General features: G+C 67.9%; 18 protein-coding genes. 7 read left to right on the top strand and 11 right to left on the bottom strand.

Going from position 1 to position 20898, the window contains the following annotated elements; genetic code table 11:
• Positions 1–52 precede the first annotated feature (52 nt).
• On the top strand, positions 53–2032 hold the full coding sequence (locus ACP7AI_RS12335) for a DNA/RNA helicase domain-containing protein (protein WP_426167758.1): 1980 nt from the start codon (positions 53–55) through the stop codon (positions 2030–2032).
• A 112-nt stretch (positions 2033–2144) separates the two neighbouring features.
• Here the strand turns inward: ACP7AI_RS12335 and ACP7AI_RS12340 are convergent, their stop codons facing one another.
• The 7 genes from ACP7AI_RS12340 to rpsD all read right to left on the bottom strand — a co-directional run bounded on the left by ACP7AI_RS12340 (position 2145) and on the right by rpsD (position 9934).
• The gene (locus ACP7AI_RS12340; RefSeq protein ID WP_426167760.1) at positions 2145–2906 is read right to left on the bottom strand and encodes a phosphoadenylyl-sulfate reductase; all 762 of its coding nucleotides are present in this window, start codon (positions 2904–2906) and stop codon (positions 2145–2147) included.
• Positions 2899–3381 carry a DUF934 domain-containing protein gene (locus tag ACP7AI_RS12345; RefSeq protein ID WP_426167762.1) on the bottom strand — a complete coding sequence of 161 codons (483 nt, stop codon included), beginning with the start codon at positions 3379–3381 and terminating at the stop codon, positions 2899–2901. The genes ACP7AI_RS12340 and ACP7AI_RS12345 overlap by 8 nt, the downstream gene beginning before the upstream one ends.
• Entirely contained in the window at positions 3374–5014 is a 1641-nt protein-coding gene (locus tag ACP7AI_RS12350) for a nitrite/sulfite reductase (RefSeq protein WP_426167764.1), read from the bottom strand. Before ACP7AI_RS12350 ends, ACP7AI_RS12345 begins: the two co-directional genes overlap by 8 nt.
• Positions 5014–5301 (bottom strand): DUF2849 domain-containing protein, encoded by a 288-nt coding sequence (locus ACP7AI_RS12355; RefSeq protein ID WP_426167766.1) that lies wholly within the window; start codon positions 5299–5301, stop codon positions 5014–5016. Before ACP7AI_RS12355 ends, ACP7AI_RS12350 begins: the two co-directional genes overlap by 1 nt.
• A complete protein-coding gene (gene cobA, locus ACP7AI_RS12360) occupies positions 5286–6071 on the bottom strand; it encodes a uroporphyrinogen-III C-methyltransferase (protein ID WP_426167768.1) in 786 nt (261 codons plus the stop codon). The genes ACP7AI_RS12355 and cobA overlap by 16 nt, the downstream gene beginning before the upstream one ends.
• Before the next feature lie 157 nt (positions 6072–6228).
• Entirely contained in the window at positions 6229–8856 is a 2628-nt protein-coding gene (locus ACP7AI_RS12365; RefSeq protein ID WP_426167769.1) for an Rne/Rng family ribonuclease, read from the bottom strand.
• 466 nt (positions 8857–9322) lie between these two features.
• Positions 9323–9934 carry a 30S ribosomal protein S4 gene (gene rpsD, locus ACP7AI_RS12370; RefSeq protein ID WP_426167770.1) on the bottom strand — a complete coding sequence of 204 codons (612 nt, stop codon included), beginning with the start codon at positions 9932–9934 and terminating at the stop codon, positions 9323–9325.
• Between the two features lie 226 nt (positions 9935–10160).
• Between rpsD and rpoZ the strand changes: the two genes are divergently transcribed.
• On the top strand, positions 10161–10502 hold the full coding sequence (gene rpoZ, locus ACP7AI_RS12375) for a DNA-directed RNA polymerase subunit omega (RefSeq protein WP_426167771.1): 342 nt from the start codon (positions 10161–10163) through the stop codon (positions 10500–10502).
• 58 nt (positions 10503–10560) lie between these two features.
• Here rpoZ and ACP7AI_RS12380 read toward each other — a convergent pair whose 3' ends face one another.
• The gene (locus tag ACP7AI_RS12380; RefSeq protein WP_426167772.1) at positions 10561–11334 is read right to left on the bottom strand and encodes a glucose 1-dehydrogenase; all 774 of its coding nucleotides are present in this window, start codon (positions 11332–11334) and stop codon (positions 10561–10563) included.
• A 223-nt stretch (positions 11335–11557) separates the two neighbouring features.
• Between ACP7AI_RS12380 and ACP7AI_RS12385 the strand changes: the two genes are divergently transcribed.
• Complete coding sequence (locus tag ACP7AI_RS12385; protein ID WP_426167773.1) at positions 11558–14149, top strand: TonB-dependent receptor; 2592 nt, start codon at positions 11558–11560, stop codon at positions 14147–14149.
• A gap of 151 nt (positions 14150–14300) precedes the next feature.
• Here the strand turns inward: ACP7AI_RS12385 and ACP7AI_RS12390 are convergent, their stop codons facing one another.
• On the bottom strand, positions 14301–15566 hold the full coding sequence (locus ACP7AI_RS12390) for a penicillin-binding protein activator (protein WP_426167774.1): 1266 nt from the start codon (positions 15564–15566) through the stop codon (positions 14301–14303).
• Between ACP7AI_RS12390 and rsmI the strand changes: the two genes are divergently transcribed.
• The 4 genes from rsmI (at position 15567) to gshB (ending at position 18645) form a co-directional block, all read left to right on the top strand.
• Complete coding sequence (gene rsmI / locus ACP7AI_RS12395; RefSeq protein WP_426167775.1) at positions 15567–16454, top strand: 16S rRNA (cytidine(1402)-2'-O)-methyltransferase; 888 nt, start codon at positions 15567–15569, stop codon at positions 16452–16454.
• Entirely contained in the window at positions 16441–16812 is a 372-nt protein-coding gene (locus tag ACP7AI_RS12400; RefSeq protein ID WP_426167776.1) for a YraN family protein, read from the top strand. The genes rsmI and ACP7AI_RS12400 overlap by 14 nt, the downstream gene beginning before the upstream one ends.
• 3 nt (positions 16813–16815) lie before the next feature.
• A complete protein-coding gene (locus tag ACP7AI_RS12405; protein ID WP_426167777.1) occupies positions 16816–17610 on the top strand; it encodes a tetratricopeptide repeat protein in 795 nt (264 codons plus the stop codon).
• Positions 17611–17691: 81 nt separating this feature from the next.
• Positions 17692–18645 (top strand): glutathione synthase, encoded by a 954-nt coding sequence (gene gshB, locus ACP7AI_RS12410; RefSeq protein ID WP_426167778.1) that lies wholly within the window; start codon positions 17692–17694, stop codon positions 18643–18645.
• A 7-nt stretch (positions 18646–18652) separates the two neighbouring features.
• Here the strand turns inward: gshB and ACP7AI_RS12415 are convergent, their stop codons facing one another.
• Together ACP7AI_RS12415 and ACP7AI_RS12420 are read right to left on the bottom strand one after the other, a co-directional pair.
• Positions 18653–19006: a hypothetical protein gene (locus ACP7AI_RS12415; RefSeq protein ID WP_426167780.1), complete on the bottom strand. Its 354-nt coding sequence runs from the start codon at positions 19004–19006 to the stop codon at positions 18653–18655.
• A 28-nt stretch (positions 19007–19034) separates the two neighbouring features.
• Entirely contained in the window at positions 19035–20876 is a 1842-nt protein-coding gene (locus ACP7AI_RS12420) for an alpha/beta fold hydrolase (RefSeq protein WP_426167782.1), read from the bottom strand.
• Positions 20877–20898 lie beyond the last annotated feature (22 nt).

A 20898-nucleotide genomic window follows, 5' to 3' on the forward strand; every position in this document is an offset into this window, starting at 1 on the left:
GTCAACTGTCGACCGTGCTTGTCGCGCGTGATCAGACCTGGCACCAGGTCGCATGGGGCGAGCTTATTATGATGCACGGGGTGCAGCCTTTGCCGCCGCCGATCCGCTCGCCATCTTCGGGGCGATGGCCGCTGCGTTGAACTTTCCGGTCGAGGCGGCGCAGAAGGGCGCCTGGCTGATCGAGATCGCCCAGTTGCAGGCGCTGGCCGCCGAACTGCCCGATGCGCACATCTTCCTCGAATTTGCCATTCCCCGCATGGGGCGCCGTGCCGATGCGGTGATCGTCGCCGGCGGGCTGGTCTTCGTCCTCGAATACAAGGTCGGCGAGCGGGACTTCCCGCGCCATGCCATCGAACAGGTCCATGGCTATGCGCTCGACCTGAAGAACTTCCACGTCACCAGCCATGACAAGGCGATCGTGCCGCTGCTGATCGCGACCGAGGCACCGCCGCAGCAGCTCGATTTCGGCTTCTATGCACCCGATCGCGTCCACAGCCCGGTGCGGCTGGCACCCGGCGACGTGCTGCCGACCATCCGCCGCATGGTCGCGGCGGGCGATGCGGCGGCGTTCGATGCCGTCGCCTGGGCCGCTGGCAGCTACCGCCCGACGCCGAGCATCATCGAGGCGGCCGAAGCGCTGTACCGCGGCCATGACGTGACCGAGATTTCCCGCTCCGAGGCCGGCGCCGAGAATCTGACGCTGACCGCCGCGGCGATCGAAGCCGTCGTCGCCGACATGAAGGCGACTGGCGGCAAGGCGATCTGCTTCGTTACCGGCGTGCCCGGGGCCGGCAAGACGCTGGCCGGGCTCAACATTGCGTGCGGGCGGATGGCGCGCGACATCGGCGAGGATGCGACCTTCCTGTCGGGCAACGGACCCCTGGTGGATGTGCTGCGCGAGGCGCTGAAACGCGACGTGCGGGCGCGCAGGGGCCGGCCGGTGCCCGGCGATGCCCGCCATCTGGCCGAGCGTTCCCCCGACAAGTTCGTGCAGAATGTCCACCATTTCCGCGACGAATACATTGCAGCCGACCAGGTGCCATCGGAACATGTCGTCGTCTTCGACGAGGCCCAGCGCGCCTGGAACCAGGCAATGACCGCCGATTTCATGCGCAAGAAGCGCGGCCAGGCGGGCTTCGACCAGTCGGAGCCGGCGTTCCTGCTATCGGTGATGGATCGCCGGCCGGACTGGTGCGTCGTCGTCTGCCTGATCGGCGAGGGACAGGAGATCAATCGCGGCGAGGCCGGCATCGCCGAATGGGTACGCGCGCTGCAGGCCGAACTGCCGCACTGGCAGGTGCATCTGCCGCCGCATCTGCTGGCGGAGGGCTCGGGCCTCGATGCCGGGCTCCGGTGGCATCTGGCGCATCGGGTGGCGGCGCCTGATCCGGCGCTGCACCTGGCGGTATCGGTGCGCTCTTTTCGGGCCGAAGTGGTCTCGGGCTATGTCGCGGCGCTGCTGGGGGAAGACGGTGGCGCCGCCGCGGCACTGCGGCCGGCGACCGACACCTTTCCGATCCTGCGCACCCGCGACCTCGCGGCCGCCCGCGCCTGGCTGCGCGCGCAGCGTCGCGCCGGCGAACGCGCCGGCCTGCTCGCGTCATCGAACGCGCTGCGGTTGAAGCCCGAAGGCCTGTACGTCAAGGCCGACATCGACGTCTGCAACTGGTTCCTCAACCCGACCGAGGATGTGCGCTCGTCGAACAGCCTGGAGGATGCCGCGACCGAATTCGCCGTGCAGGGGCTGGAACTCGACTGGACCTGCGTCGCCTGGGACCTCAACCTGCGTCGCGGCGCCGGCTGGGAGGCGCGCGAGTTCCGCGGCACGCGCTGGAACGCCATTCACGGCGAGGCCGATGTGCTCGGCCGTGCCGACTATGTCCGCAACGCCTATCGCGTGCTGCTGACGCGGGCGCGGCAGGGGATGGTGATCTTTGTGCCGCGCGGGGATGCAGCGGATGCGACGCGGCCGCCGGTGGATTATGATGCGGTGGATGCGTGGCTGGCGGCGTGCGGGGTGCCTGAGCTTTAACCCGGTCGCGGCAAAGCCGCGCCCTAAGTCAGACGGGTTCGGCTGGCAAAGCGCCAGCCGCCCCGCAGCCCGGTCTTGCGCCTGTCGGCGCGCTGCGCGCGCGGCACCATGCCTAAAAGACCGGATCGTGGATCCCGCACTCGCTCTTGTCCCACCCGCGCCAGCGGCCGGCGCGCGGGTCTTCGCCAGGCTGCACCTGCGATGTGCACGGCACACAGCCGACACTGGGATAGCCCTGCGCCTCCAGCGGATGCCGCGGCAGCTTGCGGGCCTCGAAGGCCGCGTCGATCGCCGCCTTGGCCCAGTCGGCAAGCGGGTTGACCTTCAGCCGCCCCTCGTCGATCTCGAACCGCGGCAGCGCGCCGCGGCCGGCCTGGAAACCCTTGCGGCCCGAAATCCAGGCGTCGAACGGCGCCAGCGCGCGGCGCAGCGGCTCGACCTTCCGCAGGTCGCAGCAGCCGTCGGGGTCATAGCTCCAGCGTAGCGACGTCGCGTCCTTCGCCGCCAGCAGCCGCGGATCGGGTCGATAGACGCGCAGGTCGGTGAAGCCCAACTGCTCGGCAAGCGTGTCACGATAGGCGAGCGTCTCGCCGAAAATCTTCTGCGTGTTGATGAAGATGACCGGCACGTCCTTGTCGACCGCCGCCACCAGGTCGAGCAGCACCGCCGATTCGCTGCCGAACGACGACACCGCAGCGACGCGGCCGTGGAGTTCCCCGACCAGCAGGTCGGCGAGCATGTCGGCGGTGCTCACCCCGGCATATTTCGCCGTCAGTCGCGCGACGTCGGCAGCCGTGAACGGCGGCGCCGTCGTGATGCTGTCGATGACGCGCGCAGGCTTGGCCCCCGCGCGCGCAAGCGCGCTGTTAGCCATGCCGCAAGGCCCAGACCGGCGGCTTGGAGTCCGCGGCCTTCTGATAAACGTACGGATAACGATCGAGCGTCGCCTGCACGACCTCGGGGTCGAGCGGCTTGTCGGGCGCAAAGCTGTCGAAACCGACGCGCCGCATGAACTCGATCTGGTCGACCAGTATATCGCCCGCCGCCCGGATTTCGCCGGTGAAGCCGGCTTCCCGCAGGATGCGTGCCGAGGAATAACCGCGGCCGTCGCGGAACTTGGGGAATGCCACCTCGACCAGCTTCAGCCGGCCGAGATGCGGCACCAGGTCCCGCGCATCCTCGCCCGGATCGATCCGCACCGCCGCAAAATTGCCGCCGGCGAGGAAATCGGCCAGCGGCGCGATCGGGCCGTCATCGGGCGCATCGCTCCGCCAGCGCAGCAGCGCCGGCGCATCGTCGAGCGGCGGCGGGGCGGCGCCGCCGACTGCTTGCTGGTCCTGGTTATCCATAAACGGCGTCCTTGAACGGTGCCGGCCCAAGACGGCGGTAAGTGTCGAGAAAGCGCTCGTCAGGCGTGCTGCGCGCGGTGCGGTAAAATGCGATCAGCTTGTCGACCGCCGCGACGATGCCATTTTCGTCGAAGCCGGGCCCCAGGATCTTGGCCAGCGACGCGTCTTCGGCGCCGGAGCCACCGAGCAGGAGCTGATAGGCCTCCTCGCCCTTCTTATCGACGCCCAGGATGCCGATGTGGCCGGCGTGATGGTGGCCGCAGCCGTTGATGCAACCCGAAATCTTGATTTTCAGTTCGCCGATGTCGCGCTGCTCGGCGGCATCGTCCTCGAACTTGGCGGCGATCTTCTGGGCGATCGGAATGGATCGCGCGTTGGCCAGCGTGCAATAGTCCATGCCGGGGCACACGATGATGTCGGTGACCTGGTCGAGGTTCGGCGTCGCGAGATCGACGGCATCGAGCGCCTGCCAGACCGCATAAAGATCGGCCTTGCGGACATGGGCAAGCACCAGGTTCTGGCTGTGCGTCACCCGGATCTCGTCATGGGCATAGCGCTCGGCGAGGTCGGCGATCACGTCCATCTGCGCCGACGAGGCATCGCCCGGAATGCCGCGCTTGGGCTTCAGGCTGATCGTCGCGATGGCGTAGCCCGGCTGCTTGTGGGCGTGGACATTCTGGTCAACCCACAGCTTGAAGTCGGGGTCCGACAGGTCGAGCGTGTCGGGGGCGCCGGCGTCATACTCCGGCTCGGCGAACTGCGCGATGATCCGGTCATATTCGGCCTTGGGCGCGTCGAGGCCGAGCGGCTCCAGTACCGCCCATTCCGCCTCCACCTGGCGGGTGAACTCCTCGATGCCGAGCTCGTTGACCAGGATCTTGATGCGCGCCTTGTAGATGTTGTCGCGGCGGCCGAAGCGGTTGTAGACGCGCAGGATCGCTTCCGAATAGCTGAGGAACTGGCTGACCGGGATCCATTCCCGCACCACCTTGCCGATGATCGGGGTGCGGCCCATGCCGCCGCCGACATAGACACGGAAACCAAGCTCGCCCGCGTCATTGCGGTACAGCTGCAGGCCGATATCGTGCAGCTGGATGGCGGCGCGGTCGGTGTCGCTGGCGATGACGGCGATCTTGAACTTGCGCGGCAGGAACGAAAACTCCGGGTGCAGCGTCGACCATTGGCGCAGCAGCTCGGCATAAGGCCGCGGGTCCGCGACCTCGTCCGCGGCGGCGCCGGCGAACTGGTCGGAACTGATGTTGCGGATACAGTTGCCGCTGGTCTGGAAGGCATGCATCTCGACCTTCGACAGGTCGTCGAGCAGGTCCGAAAACTGTTCCAGCTTGATCCAGTTGTACTGGATATTCTGGCGCGTGGTGAAATGGCCATAGTCGCGGTCGTACTTGCGGGCGATATGCGCCAGCATCCGCATCTGGGTGCCCGACAGCGTGCCATATGGGATGGCGACGCGCAGCATATAGGCGTGCAGCTGCAGATAGAGGCCATTCATCAGCCGCAGCGGCTTGAACTGGTCCTCAGTGATCTCGTTGCGCAAACGGCGGCCGACCTGGTCCTTGAACTCGGCGACACGCGCGTCGACGATAGCCTGGTCATATTGGTCGTACTTGTACATCAGATGACTTCCGTGGAAAGGCTGCCGCGCGCTAGATCGGCGCGAACGCTGGGGCCGGAGGCGCGCACGCGCTCGCGGGTGGTGGTGGGCAGCCAGTTGCCCGTGCTGCCGGTGACATCGATCAGCGCCGGGTCGTTGACCCGCTCGGCGGAGACGAGATCGGCGACCAGCGCCTCGCCTTCCGGACCGATCTCGACGGCGTCGCTGATCCTGGTGCTCCAGTCGCAGCCGTCCCACCACAGGACATCGCCGGTTTCGAGCCGGTTGGCGGTCAGGACACGGGGCATGGTTGGGCCTTTGCAATTTCGGTAACGGTATCGGTGCCGAGCGTGGCGACATCGCCGACGACGATGAGGGCAGGGGACTTGACCGCCTCGCGTGCGACGGTGCCGCCGAGGTCGGCGAGCAGGCTGCGCAGCACGCGCATGTCGGGCAGGGTGGCGCGCTCGACGATCGCAATGGGAGTGTCCGGCGCCAGGCCATCGCCCATCAGCTTTTCGGCGATGCGCTCCGATCCGGTGACGCCCATGTAGATGACGAGGGTGCGGCCCTTGCCGGCCAGCCCGACCCAGTTTTGTTCGGCCAGCCCGCGGCATTCGCCGGCGACGAAGCTGACGATGGAGGCATGGTCGCGGTGCGTCAGCGGCATCTGCGCAGCCGCGGCGGCGCCTAGCGCGGAGGACACGCCGGGAATCACCTCGACGCTGACCCCGGCGACGTTGCAGGCCTCGACCTCCTCGCCGCCGCGGCCGAAGATGAACGGGTCGCCGCCTTTCAGCCGCACGACAAAATGGCCGGCCTGCGCCTCGGCGACGAGCAGCGCGCCGATATCGGCCTGCTGCATGGTGTGGCGATCGCGGCGCTTGGCGACCGAGACCAGCCGGGCGCCGGCGGGCACCATCGCCATGACATCGGCGCCGACCAGGCCATCATGGACGATGACATCGGCGGCAGCGATGGCGCGGGCGGCGCGCAGCGTCAGCAGGTCGGCGGCGCCCGGCCCGGCACCGACGAGCACGACATGGCCGCTTGCGACCGGATTTTCCGTAACATTCATGATCGGGGACTTAGGCCGTCGATGCCCCCCGGCGCCAGATGCCAGGCCCCAACGCTTTCTTTTGCCCGCAAAAGCAGGGGTTCCCCATGGCAGCGGTGGAGATTTGAGCCGAACGCGATTCCGGACGGCGACGCAGGGCCGCCGCCCGGTGATCACATCAGCCGAAGGTGCGCTGCCACCAGCCCTTGCGCGGCACCACCGGCGCGGCATCGGCGGCCGGTACCGCAGGCTCTTCAGCAGCGGCCGGCGCTTCTATTTCGGCAGTCGTGGCCGGCTTGGCAACGGCGCGGCCACGGCCGGCCGGCTTCGCGGCCTTGGCGACCACGGGCTCGGCAGCGACAGCTTCGGCTTCCGGCTCCGCCACGGCAACGTCGGGCTTGGCCTTGCCGCGACCGCGTCTGGGCTTGGCCGGGGCGTCGGCCACGACCGGCTCGGCAGCAACCGGCTCGGCCACGACTTCGGGTGCAGCCGGCGATGCGGTGGCCTTGGCCTTGCTCGGACGCTTGCGCGGGCCCTTTGCCTTGGGTTCGGCCGCGGGCTCGGGGGCCTCTGCCACGGCAACCGCTTCCGGCTCGGCGACCGGCTCGGCAACCATGTCGGGAACGCCCTCGACATCGGCCTTGCGGCGGCGCGAACGCTTGGGCTTGTCCGGCACTGCATCGGCATGCGTCATGTCCGCGATCGGCGTCTCGACCATGGTATCGGACGCGGCATCGGCGGCGACGTCGGTCGCCACCTCGCGCGGCGTGCCATCGCGCTTGCCGCGACGGCCGCGGCGGCGGCGCTTGCGATCGCCGCGCTCGCGGCTGCCGCGGGCCTCGGTCTCGTCGGGGGTTTCACCGTCGCGGGCGACAACCGGCGTGTCGTCGATCTCGTCGCCGGATTCGGCGGCTTCGACGGGCGCAACAGTCTCGGTCTCGGCTTCGTCACGGCCATCGCGATCGCGGCCACCGCGCCGGCGGCGGCGCTTGCCGCGCTCGTTGCGGTCGCCTCCGCTGCGTTCCCCACGCCCGCTGCGCTCGGACCGCTCCTCGCCGTCCTCGGCGTCGCCGTCGTCGCGATCATCGCGGTCATCGGGATCGTCCTCGATCCGCACCGGCGCCGGCAGCGCGCGCATCTCGACCTTCTTGGTCGGCGGCGGACCGCCGGCATCGATGGCGAAATTCGGGCCGATCAGCGCTTCGTCGGGCACGGTGACGATGGTGACGCCGTACAGTTCCTCCAGCTCGGCCAGCTCGATGCGCTTGCGGTTGAGGATATAGACGGCCACCTCGTCGCCGGCGCGCAGCGTGAACTCGCTGGCGCGGCCGCGCAGGGCCTCCGCCTCCAGCGCGCGCAGCGCGGCGAGGGCGGCGGACGCGACGGAGCGCACCATGCCGGTGCCTTCGCACATCGGGCAGATGTGGGTGCTGGCCTCCAGGATGCCGGTGCGCAGGCGCTGGCGGCTCATTTCCATCAGCCCGAAGGCCGAGATGCGGCCGATCTGGATGCGGGCGCGGTCGTTGCGCAGCGCGTCCTTCATCGCCTTTTCGACGCGGCGGTTGTTGGCGGAAACCTCCATGTCGATGAAATCGATCACCACCAGGCCCGCCATGTCGCGCAGCCGCAGCTGGCGGCCGATTTCCTCGGCGGCTTCCAGGTTGGTCTTGGTGGCGGTTTCCTCGATGCCGTATTCGCGTGTCGATCGGCCGGAGTTGATGTCGATCGACACCAGGGCCTCGGTCGGGTTGATGACGATGTAGCCGCCGGATTTCAGCTGGACGACGGGCTGGTACATGCCCTCCAGCTGCTGTTCGACACCGAAGCGCTGGAACAGCGGCACATTGTCGGAATATTCGACGACCTTGGGCGTGTGCCCGGGCATCAGCATCGACATGAAGCGCGACGCGTCGGCAAAGCCCTCGGGGCCTTCGACCAGCACCTGCTCGATATCGCGATGATAGATGTCGCGGATGGCGCGCTTGATCAGGTCCGAATCCTGGTGGATCAGTGCCGGTGCCGAGCTCGACAGGGTCTTTTCGCGAATCTCGTCCCACAGGCGGGTCAGATAGTCGAAATCGCGGCGGATATCGTCGGCGCTGCGCTTCAGCCCGGCGGTGCGCACGATGGCGCCCATGCCCTGCGGCAGCTTCAGCTCGGCCATGATCGTCTTCAGCCGCTTGCGATCGGCCAGGTTCGAGATCTTGCGCGAAATGCCGCCGCCGTGCGCGGTGTTGGGCATCAGCACGCAATAGCGGCCGGCAAGGCTCAGATAGGTGGTCAGCGCCGCGCCCTTGGAGCCGCGCTCTTCCTTGACGACCTGGATCAGCAGCACCTGGCGGCGGCGGATGACCTCCTGGATCTTGTAGCGGCGGCGCAGCGACTGGCGCTTGCGGCGCAGCGCGTCGGTCGGCTCGTCGTGCTGGCCGCCGGTTTCGGCGACTTCCTCGGCCGAAGGCTCCCGCGGTTCGCCGTTCTCGTCGAGTTCCTCCTCATGATGGTCGTCATGGTCGGCAGCGTATTCGGCTTCCTCGCGCAGCAGCGCCTCGCGATCCTCGCGCGGGATCTGGTAATAATCGGGATGAATTTCCGAAAAGGCCAGGAAGCCGTGGCGATTGCCACCATATTCGACGAAGGCCGCCTGCAGCGACGGTTCGACCCTGGTGACCTTGGCGAGGTAGATATTGCCCTTCAGCTGCTTCCGGTCGGCAGCCTCGAAATCAAATTCCTCGATGCGTTGGCCATTGACGACGGCGACCCGGGTCTCCTCCGGGTGGCGGGCGTCGATCAGCATGCGTAGTGACATTGTGGTGCTCCATGGCGCTACGGCCGCCCGGTAACGGGCGCGCGCGGCGCATAACGGTGGTGCCGGGTGCGCGCGATGCGGCGTCCCGTGCGAATGATGGCATTGATGAATGGATGAATGACAGGCCTGCGCGCGACGCTGTCCATGCCGCGTCCGCCCGATGGGCGGCCTCGACTGGATTTTTTGGCGTCTCGATCATCCGGCCCCTAGAAGTCGCCCGGCCTCGACCCCGGCCGGGTAGCATTGTTCGCGGACGACTTCGCCAAACGTCACCATGGCTGGCAACAGGACGAAGGCCCGGGAAAGACAGCGGCCAAGCCACTGTTCACTATAGTCGTAGCAGCGGATGCGCGAAGCGGCAAGGGGAGCGCGCCGCTGTCGTGACGCAGGCGCAATGCCGGGCCGTGGAAACGAAAAAGCCCGGGCGCTGGGCCCGGGCTTTTCCGTATCGTCGGTGGATCGTCGCTTAGCGCGAGTAGAACTCGACGACCAGGTTCGGTTCCATCTTCACCGCATAGGGCACCTCGTCCAGCGTCGGCACGCGGACATAGGTGGCCTTGGGGCCTTCGACCGAAACATACTCGGGAACGTCGCGCTCGGTCAGGCCCTGGGCTTCCATGACCAGCGCCATTTCCTTGGCCTTGGCGCCCAGTTCGACCGTGTCGCCCGGCTTCACCTTGGCCGATGCGATGTTGCAGCGGCGGCCGTTGACCAGGATATGGCCGTGGTTGACGATCTGGCGCGCGGCAAAGATCGTCGGCGCGAACTTGGCGCGGTAGACGACCATGTCGAGACGTTGCTCGAGCAGCCCGATGAGATTCTGCGAGGTGTCGCCCTTCATCTGCACGGCGGCAGCATAGGTGGCACGGAACTGCTTTTCCGTCACATCGCCGTAATAGCCCTTGAGCTTCTGCTTGGCCTTCAGCTGGATGCCGAAGTCCGAAATCTTGCTCTTGCGGCGCTGGCCGTGCTGGCCGGGGCCATATTCGCGCTTGTTGACCGGCGACTTGGGGCGGCCCCAGATGTTCTCGCCCATGCGGCGGTCAAGCTTGTACTTGCTGTTATGACGCTTCGACATCGATTCGCTTTCGATTTGCTGATGCGGACCCGGCAGTGGATCCGAACCCCGGCCTCGCACCGCCCGGCCATGATGCCGGACGCGGCCACTGCTTCACCGGGGGTGCAGGGCCAATTGCGAAGCGGCGGCGGTTAGACGAAGGGCGACGCAAGGTCAAGTCCTGCTTGACTTTCAGGCCCCCCTCCGCCACACGCCGCGCTTCCCGAAAATCGGAAAGTCCGGCCCCATGGCACGCGTTACAGTCGAAGATTGCGTCGACAAGATCCCCAACCGGTTCGACCTGGTGCTGCTCGCCGCCACCCGCGCCCGCGCCATCTCGTCGGGTGCCGAGATCACCGTCGATCGCGACCGCGACAAGAACCCGGTCGTCGCGCTGCGCGAGATCGCCGACGAGCTGATCAAGCCGGCCGACCTGAAGGAAGCCCTCGTCAGCTCGATGCAGCGCGTCGTCGCCAACGAGGACGATACCCCCGACGCCATCGGCTCGCTGTCGGCCTCTGCCGAGGCGCTGCGCATCACCGCCGCCCAACCGCCGCGCAACCAGAACCTCGGGCCCGACTACGAATAAGGCGATCCTGTCGCCGCGAATGACAAAGGGCTGGTGGGGCACCCGCCGGCCCTTTTGCTTACATCGCCGAAATGCCGCCATCGACATACAGGCCGTGGCCTGTCACCATCTTGGCCTCGTCCGACGCCAGATAGACCGCCGCCCAGGCGATGTCATCGGGCTCGCCAACGGCGCCGAGCGGGATTTGCCGGCCGAGCTTGGCCAGCCCCTCCTCGCGGCCGAAGCGGCTGGTGATGCCGTCGAGGATCGGGGTGTCGATGAACACCGGGTGGATCGAATTGCAGGTGATGCCATAGCGCTGCTTGGCGCAGTGCAGCGCCACCGATTTGGTCAGGTGGCGGACGGCGGCCTTGGCGCTGTTGTAGGCGGCGCTGTTATGGCCGGCGATGACCCCGGCGATCGACGAGATGTTGACGATCGAGCCGCGCACGCCGGTCGCGTGCACGGTGCGCGCCATCAGCGGCAGCGCCAACTTGCAGCCGAAGAACACGCTGTCGAGATCGATGGCATGGACCCGGCGCCAGTCTTCGAAGCTGGTGGCCTCGACCGTCGTGCCCGCCGAGATGCCGGCATTGTTGACGAGGATATGGATGCCGCCGAATTCCGCTTCGGCAAAGGCGATCGCGGCCTCCCATTCCTCCGGGCTGGTCACGTCATGGCCGATGCTGCGCGCCGCCGCGCCGATCTGGGCGGCCTGTTCGGCGGCGCCGGCGGCATTGATGTCGGTCAGCACCACCCGGGCGCCCTCTTCGACGAACTTGGCCGCCATGGCGGCACCCAGGCCCTGCGCGGCGCCGGTGATCAGCGCGATCTTGCCTGACAAGCGGTTCATTCTCGTGTCTCCCCAAGGATATGTCGTGCGATTTCGCGGCACCATGGCGGTCCGTCGCGGCGGCGGCAAGCGCGCGTACGGGCGGCCCGTGTGTTGTTCGCTTGCCACACCGCATTGCAATATTTTCCGTTTCGGATGCGGCCTCCATTGGCGGCCAAATCGCAATGATCTATCGAAGCTCTAATTATTCGCAGGGCAAACCTGTTTCGCTTGGGGAGATCGCATGAAGAGCATTTGGCTGGCGTCCGTTGCGGCGTTCGTGTTGCCCATCGCAATCCCGGCGGTTGCCCAGGCGCAACAGACGGCGGCAGCCGAAAACAACAACGAGATCGTTGTCACGGCGACCCGGCGCAACCAGGTGCTGTCCGACGTGCCGATCGCGGTCAGCGCGGTCAGCGCCGAACAGCTGCAGAATTCGGGCGGTACCGACATTCGCCAGCTCAACCAGCTCGCGCCGTCGCTGCTGGTCTCGTCCGCCACCAATGAATCGAACGGCGCGGCGCGTATCCGCGGCGTCGGCACCGTCGGCGAAAACCCCGGACTCGAATCCTCGGTCGCGGTGTTCATCGATGGCGTCTATCGCTCGCGCACCGGCGTCGGCCTCACCGATCTCGGCCCCATCGACCGCATCGAGGTGCTGCGTGGGCCGCAGGGCACGTTGTTCGGCCGCAACGCCTCGGCGGGCCTCATCAGCATCACCACGGCGCTGCCGCAGTTCGAACCCGGTGGCATGGCCGAAGCCACTTATGGCAATTACAACAACATCCGCCTGATGGGCAGCCTGACCGGGCCGATCCTGGGCGACAAGGCGGCATTCCGCATCGACGGCGTCTTCAACAAGCGCGACGGCTTCGTCGAAGACATCATCTCGGGCCGCGACATCAACAATCGCGACCGTTTCCTCGTCCGCGGCCAACTGCTGCTGAAGCCGACCGACGATATCTCGATCAGGCTGATCGGCGACTATAATCAGAAGAACGAGGAATGCTGCGCCGCCGCCATCATCGCGCCGACGCAGAACCTGTCGCGCGATGCCGCCGGCAATGTCGTGTTCTCGCCGAACAGCATCCGCACCCTGATGACCGGGCTCGGCGGCAGGTTCGCGGTGCCGACCGACGGCACCAAATATGCCTATGCGACCTCGGTGACGCCGGGTGCCAGCTATGACCAGCGCACCCGCGACTGGGGCGTGTCGGGTGAACTCAACTGGGATCTCGGCGGCGCCAAGCTGACCTCGATCACCGGCTATCGCCAGTTCAAGAACAAGTCTGCCCAGGATGCCGATTTCAACAATCTCGACATCCTTCGCCGCGACGATGCCAATCGCAAGTTCCAGACCTTCAGCCAGGAAGTCCGGTTGCAGGGCAATGCGCTGGGTGACCGGCTCGACTACCTCGTCGGCGCCTATTTTTCCAGCGAGACGCTGCGCACCGACGATAATCTCGTTTATGGCAATGATTTCGAACGTTATTACAACACCCAGTTCGCGGCATTCAGCCCCAATTTGCTGCAGACCTTCGCCAATGCCATCGGTTATGTGACCCCGACGGGGCAGAGCCTGCTCAACAACACCGGCATCGTCCAGGGCGGCTATTTCAAGCAGAAGAGCACCAACTATGCCTTCTTCACCCACAACGTCGTCAACATCGTTCCGGACAAGATCTCGCTGACCCTTGGCCTGCGCTACACCAATGAAAAGAAGGAACTGGAAGGCGTCTTCCAGTCCAGCAACAATTTCTGCGGGGCGCTGCGCCGCTTCACCGGCAATCTCGGCCCGCTCGCGGCGCTGCGCCCGACGGTGACGTCGGTCGCCTGCGTCATCAACAACACGCCGGGTCCGGGCTTCAACGTCGGCGACCCGGGCACGGTGCGCAAGGAAGACGAATTCACCGGGACGGCCGTGCTGTCGGTAAAGCCGATCGACGACCTGCTCGTCTATGGCAGCTACTCGCGCGGCTACAAGGCCGGTGGTTTCAACCTCGACACCTCGGCGCTGAATGCGACGGCGCCCTCGGCGTTCAACCTGCAGTTCGCGCCGGAAATCGTCAATTCGTTCGAGCTGGGCGCCAAGCTCGACCTGCAGGCGTTCAAGCTCAACGTTGCCGCCTTCTACCAGAAGTTCGACGACTTCCAGCTCAACACCTTCAACGGCGTCAATTTCGAGGTCACCAACATCGGTGGCTGCGGCGACGACCTGGGCGGCCGCGACCGCGACCTGATCGCCGGCAACTCGACCTGCGCCGGCAAGAAAAAGGCCGGCCTGGTGTCGAAAGGCCTCGAAATCGAAGCCTTCTTCTTCCCGTTCCCCGATTTCACGTTGACGACCGGCGCCACCTATACCGATGCCAGTTACGCCAAGCAGCTGACCGGCCTCAACGGCGTGTCGCTGGCGCCGACGCTGTTCCAGCTGCCGGGCCGCACCCTGTCCAACTCGTCGGAATATGTCGTCACCGGCAGCGCCGCCTGGACGCCGCAGATCAACGAGTCGCTGTCGGCCCTGTTGTACTTCGACTTCCGCTACACCTCGGCGCTGAACACCGGCTCGGATCTCGATTTCGAAAAGATCCAGCCCGGCTTCATCGTCGCCAATGCGCGCATTGGCCTTTATGGCAAGGACAAGCGCTGGGGCATCGAACTGTGGGCGCAGAACCTGTTCGACGAGCTCTACCAGCAGGTCGCCGCCGACGCACCGCTCCAGGGTAGTGGCACCTTCCGCGCCGTTGCAACGGGCCTGTCCGCTACCGCCAACCAGCTGTTCATCACCTTCCCGGCCGAACCCCGCACCTACGGCATCACGGTCCGCACGAAGTTCTAAGCGCAGCGCCGCGGCGCGTAACGGGCTGATTGCGCAGCAATCACCTGTTACGCGCCGACAGGCGCCAGCGCGGCGGACAGCCACGCTGGCCGAACGCGTCTGACGTCAGCGCGGGCTTTGCCCGCGCTCCCCAGGCGTCCCGCCCGCGCTACTAGTTCGCAAACCCCCGCGCCGCCGGCGCCACCGTCGTGATCGCGCCATTGCCGATCTGCTGCACTTCCAGCGAGCGTTCGGCGATATTGCCCGGCGTGAAGCGGAACGCGCCGTCGATGCCGGCAAAGCCATCGCGCGTCGTCAATTGCCCGCGCGGGAACGGCGCGCCCAGCGGCCAGTTGCCGGCGATATTGTTCACCAGCAGGATCGAATCATAGCCAAAGCTTGCCAGCCGCGACGGGCTGCTGCCGAATTTGGCGCGATACCGTTCGGCGAGCCGGCGGAAGCGCTCGTCGGGCACGGAGGCGAACAGCGCCCCGCGCAGCGCCGCGGCACGGGCTAGGCCAGGCTCGTTGTTCCACAATTCGGTGCCGAGCAGGATGACAGTGCCGGGGGCGGCGCCGAACTTGGCCAGTGCCGGCAGGAACTGCGCCGCGGCGCTGCCCGAATCGGCGATCAGCAGCGCCTGGAACGGTACCGGTGCAAGTGCGCCGGTCACCGCCGCCACGCTGCCGTCGGGGCGGATGCTGGCGGTGCCGCCGCCCGCCTTGATGCGCGCATCATAGTTGGTGACGCTGCGCGCCGCTGCCGCCATCCGGGTCGGGTCGCGGGTATAGCTGACCACGGCCGTCGAACGGCCGCCGACCGCATCGACGGCCCGCACGAACGCGGTCTGGGCGCGCTGGCCATAGACGCCGGCGGGTACCAGCGCCGCAAAGCGATCGATGCCGCGGCCTTTGGCATAGGCGATGGTGCGGGCGATCGACTGGCCCGGCTGGAAGCCCAGGACGTAGACGTCACCACCGGCGAGGCTCGAATCGTTGGAAAAGCTGATGACCGGCACGCCGGCGGTGGCCGCGACGGCCTGCACGGCGCGGACATCGCCGGCGAGCAGCGGGCCAAGGAACAGGCGCGCGCCATCGGCCAGTGCGCGCTGCGCGGCCGCCGCGGCACCCGGCGTGGTGTCATAGACGCGCAGGTTGACGCGTTTGTCGCCGACATCGAGCAGCGCCATGTTGGCGGCATTGGCGATCGATTGGCCGACCGGCGCATTCGATCCGGTCAGCGGCACCAGCAGCGCGACGCGGTTCTGCTGCGCCTCGACCAGCGGCGCCGGCGCGGGGGCCACAGGCACGGCGATCGGCGGCGGCGCGGTGGCCACCCGGCGCTCCGGCGCGACGCAGGCGGTCAGCCCCAGCGCCACGACCAGCGCCAGCAGCCGCGGCGCTTGCCTATTCGCCGCCGTTCGCATCAGGATACGCATGTGCAACCTCTTCACCCAGAAAACCGTATTTCGCCGGATCTTGCGCCGGCGCTAGGGCCCGGCCTTTACATCGTCGCGACGCCAATCGGCAATCTTGGTGATCTGTCGCCGCGCGCCGCTGCCGTTCTCGCCGGCGTGGCGCTGATCGCGGCCGAGGATTCGCGGGTGACTGCCAAGCTGCTCCACCATATCGGTGCGCGGGTGCCGATGCTCGCCTATCATGATCACAGCGACGACAAGGTGCGCCAGAACCTGGTTGCCCGGGCGCTGCGCGAGCCGGTGGCGCTGGTCTCGGACGCCGGCACCCCGCTGATTTCCGACCCTGGCTACAAGCTCGTCCGCGATGCCCGCGCCGCCGGGGTCAATCTCGTCACCATCCCCGGCCCCTGCGCCGCGGTGGCGGCGCTGACGCTGTCGGGCCTGCCGACCGATCGATTCCTGTTCGCCGGCTTCCTGCCCGCCAAGGCCGGCGCGCGCGCCACCGCCATCGCCGAACTGGCCGGCATCAAGGCGACGCTGGTGCTGTATGAATCGGGACCGCGTCTTGCCGCCAGCCTCGCCGCGCTGGCACAAGGGCTCGGCGACCGGCCGGCGGTGATCGGCCGGGAACTGACCAAGCGTTTCGAGGAATCGGTTGCCGGCAGCCTGTCGGAACTCGCCGCCCGCTATGCCGAGGCAGCGCCCCGCGGCGAGATCGTCATCACCATCGCGCCGCCTGGCGAATCACCTCCGGCCGATGCGGCGACGCTCGATGCGGCCCTGCTGGCGGCGCTGGCCGATGCCAGCGTCAAAAGCGCGGTCGCCGCGGTCAGCGCGGCGACGGGGTTGCCGCGGGCCCAGGTCTATTCACGTGCGTTGGCGCTGAAGCGTGACAATGCCGCGTCCTGATACCGATTCGCGGCGGAAAAACGACAAGAAGGGCCGGCGCGCCGAATCGCTTGCCGCCTGGTACCTTCGCGCCAAAGGTTACCGAATACTTGCCCGTCGGGCCCGCACGCCGCTGGGGGAGGTCGATCTTGTTGCCAGCAAGGGCACAACGCTGGTTTTTGTCGAGGTCAAGGCGCGCGCGACACTCGACACCGCATTGTTTGCATTGCATCCTGCGGCCTTGCGGCGGATCGAGGCCGCGTCGCGTGTGCTGGCTCCGCGTTATGCAGGGCGTTGCACCTCCTCGCGGATCGATGCCGTACTGGTGCGGCCATGGGCACTTCCGGTGCACATGATCGCCGTCACTCGAGAGGGGTGAGCGATGGAATTGAACGAACTGGGCTTGCTCGACGACGTTGACATCGACCTGGTGGAGGCCAGCATCGCCATCGCGCGCTGCGACCGTCCCGAGGCCGATCCAGCCCGTCTGCGCCGCCTGGTCAGTGGCTGGGCGATCGCGCTGCAGCGCGACACCCAGCCGGTTTCGGGCAGCGGCCGGGCACGCCGCCTGTCGGGGCTGATCGCGGGGGAAGCCGGGCTGACCGGCGCCAGCGAGGATTATGACAACCCGCTCAATGCCGACCTGATCGCCGTCGTCGAGCGCGGCCGCGGCCTGCCGGTGGCGCTGTCGATCCTGTATGTCGCCCTGGCGCGCCGGGTCGGCTGGGGGGCCGAGGCGCTGAACCTGCCGGGCCATGTCATCGTCGAGGTTACCGGCGGCGTCGATGCGGCGCTGATCGACCCGTTCGACCATGGCATGGGCATTTCGCGCGAACGCGCCATGGAAATCGCGCGCCACGGCGGCGGTGAACCGGCGTCGGCACGTTTCGACCCGATGACCAATCGCCAGCTGCTGATCCGGCTGATCACCAACCAGGCCAGCCGGGCGCGCAGCAGTGGCGATACCAAGCGGGCGTTGCGCCTTTATGAGCGCATGACGATGATCGCCCCGCGGCTGTCGACCCTGTGGTGGGAACGGGCGCGGCTGGAACAGCTCGTCGGCGCCAACAAGGCGGCGCGCGGCAGCCTGACGGCGATGCTGGAAACGACGCACGATACCGCGATGGCGCGCCGTATCCAGGCCGCGCTGGCGGCCCTGGCGCGGTCCGACAGCTGACGCGGCCGCCGGCGCCGCCTTCGCGGCGCTGACGAAAGTTGCTAGGGGCTGTCCGTCACCCGCCAGATCGGAACCCCAGCCATGTCCCTCCGCGTCGCCGTCCAGATGGACCCGATCGAAGCCGTCAACATCAACGGCGATTCGACCTTTGCGCTGATGCTGGAGGCGCAGCGGCGCGGCCACACGCTGCATCACTATCTCGCCACCGCGCTATCGGCGGAACAGGGCCGGGTACGCGCCCGGGCGCGGCCGCTGACCGTGCAGCGTGAAGCCGGCGATCACTTTGCCTGGGGCGGCGAGGCGGCGACCCTCGATCTCGGCCATGACAGCGATGTCGTGCTGATGCGGCAGGACCCGCCGTTCGACATGGGCTATATCACCGCCACCCACCTGCTCGAGATGATCCAGGGCGAGACCCTGGTGGTCAACGACCCCGCCGAGGTGCGCAACGCGCCCGAAAAGTTGTTTGTGCTGCGCTATCCCGACCTGATGCCGCCGACGCTGGTCACCCGCTCGCTTGCCGAGGCGATGGAATTCCGGGGCCGCCACGGCGCCGTGGTGGTGAAGCCGCTCTATGGCAATGCCGGCGCCGCGGTGTTCCTGATCGACAAGAGCGACGGCAACCTGCCGGCGCTGGTCGAACTGTTCGGCACTGTCTGGAACGAGCCGTTCATGGTGCAGGCGTTCCTGCCGCAGGTCAGCGAGGGCGACAAGCGCATCGTGCTCGTCGACGGCGTCGCCACCGGGGCGATCAACCGGCTGCCGAAATCGGGCGAAATCCGGTCCAACCTGGCCGCCGGCGGCGCCGCCCACGCGACCCAACTGACCGCGCGCGAGGCCGAGATCTGCGCCATCATCGGCCCCGAGCTGAAAGCGCGCGGGCTGGTCTTCGTCGGCATCGACGTCATTGCCGGCTATCTGACCGAGATCAACGTCACGTCGCCCACCGGCATCGTCGCCATCGACCGTTTCAACGGCACCGACACCCCGGCGCTGATCTGGGACGCCATCGAGGCGCGGCACGCGGCGCGTTAGCGGCGGCTCACTTCCCCTTCGGCGGCGGGCCCGCGACCTTTTCCCAGGCACCGAGCGGGCAGCTGCCGAAGGTGATGCGGCTGAACGGATCGAAGACATCGACGACATCGCCGCGGCACTGGCGATCATTGTACGACCGGGTGATCAGCGATCGCGCCTGGCCAAAGGCCGGGCAACTGGTCTGGTTGTGCCACCAGCCGGCGGCGGTGCGGACAAAATAGCCGGTGTCGGCGGCCATCCGCTTTTCCTTGATCTCGCGGTTGCCGATGCAGGTCTTGCCGGCCGGCGGTTCGGCCGCCGCGGCCGGAACAGCAACAGCGGCGAGCGCGAGGGTGGCGAGCAGGTGATAATGGCGTGTCATGCGTCTCTCCCGGCCCCGCACCCGGTCTCTACCACCGCCGGGCAACGCTCGCCAAGGCTGCGACAACGGCGTCGACATGGGTCAGGTGCAGCCAGCGCCCGCCGTCCGGCACGATCCTGATCTCGACCCCCGGCATCACCCCGCGCCAGAAATCGGCGGTGTCTTGGTAATCGTACAGCGGGTCGTTGGCGCCGGCCAGCACGACCCAGCCGCTGCCGTCGGCCAGGACCGGCGGCTGCGTGCCGGTGCCGTGCGACTGCACCTCGGCCAGGAAGCCGCGCATGCCCAGCGCCGCCTGCCGCGAGGCACGGACGATGTCGGCCAGATACTCCGGATCGTCGATCGCTGCCTCGTCGATCGCACTGCCGGCGACGCTCTGCCGCTGCATGCGGGCGATTTGCGCCGACGAGGTGCGGCGCGACAGGATGCGGGCAAAGGCCGTCGCCAGCGCGGCGTTGCCGTAGAACAGTGCCTTGCCGCGGCCCATCATGCCGACATGGCGGCCATCGATGGCGACAGGCGGTTCCGGCCCGATCAGCAGCCCGCCCCTGACACGGCTGCCGAGGCGCGCCGCCGTGGTCAGCGGTGCAGTACCGCCGCGGGCAAGGATGGTCACGGCGTCGATTTCGAGCGTGTCGAGGATATCGACGGCATCGGCGGCGCCGGCGGCAAACGGCTCGGTCCCGGCCATGTCGGACAGGCCGAAGCCCGGACGGTCGAAACAGATGGGCCGCCAGCCCGCCCGCTGCAGCGCCGCCACCAGGCGGCGTGGCTGGTGGCGACCGCCGACGGTGGTGTGGAACACCAGCAGCGGGCGGCCACGCGCCGGGCCATGGTCGGTGACCGCGATCCGCCCCGCGGCCCAACGGCGCGCGATCAGCCGCAACGGCTCGGTATCGGCGCCGCGCGGCTCGATCTCCACGCTGCAGGCATGGGCGAGGCCGCTCAACGCGTCGACTTCGGCAACGATTCGCGCCAGATCGACGGCGTTGGCGACCCCGCAGGCCTGGAAAACCACTTTCAGATCGGCCTTGCCGCCATGGCGCGAGATGCCCAGCGTATCGGCGGCACTGTCGCGGGTCGCGCCATGGGCGATCGCCCGGGCCAGTTCGGCCTGGCGCACCGACAGGCCGAACAGCTCGGCAAACAGCCGGGTGCCGCCTTCGGGAGGGCGCACGCCACCCGCCGCCGCCGCCAGGATGCGGCGGACCAGGTCCGTCTGCCGCGGGGCCCCAGCCTTGCGCATGGCACTGGCGACGAGCTTGCGCGCTGTTTCATAGGCAACCCCGGTCTCCCCCGCCGCAAGTTGCAGGTCGCCGCGCCGGGCGAGCGCGGCGGCGAGCCGCGTTTCCTGCGGCGACAGGCCATGCGCCCGCGCCGCCTGGTCCCAGGCGCTGACATCGGGACGGAAGGCGACGATGGCGAATTGCCCGGCGCCGCCGTCGAGCGCGGCACGGACCGCCGGCGCCAACGGCCAGCCGCGGGCGGCGGCGAGGGGTGCCGCGGCGACGGCCACCGGACGGCCGCTGCGATCGTCGGCGATGGTCGACACGCTGGGCCGGGCATCGCTGCAGCTGCGCACGACGGCGGCAAGCGGGTCGGGGCCGCCGAGCCATTCGAGGAAGCGCGGATCGGCGACGACGACGGTGCCGTTGCGATCGCACGCCGCAGAGGCAAAGCTGTCGGCAAAGATATCGACCGGGGGCCCGGCGGCAGCCGCCGCGGCATCGGCAGCGGCCAGCAGGTCGGCCGGCGCCTCGTCCATCGCCGCCGCCAGCCCGTCGAAATCATCGGCGAGCAGGTGCAGCAGCGTGTCGTCGCGATCGGCACGCCGGAAACGATCGAGGAATGCGGCAGCGCTGGCCTTCATTCCGGAAACGTAAACGCGGATA

Origin of the sequence: Sandarakinorhabdus sp. DWP1-3-1 (assembly GCF_049896705.1) — a bacterium.
Lineage (GTDB): Bacteria > Pseudomonadota > Alphaproteobacteria > Sphingomonadales > Sphingomonadaceae > Sandarakinorhabdus.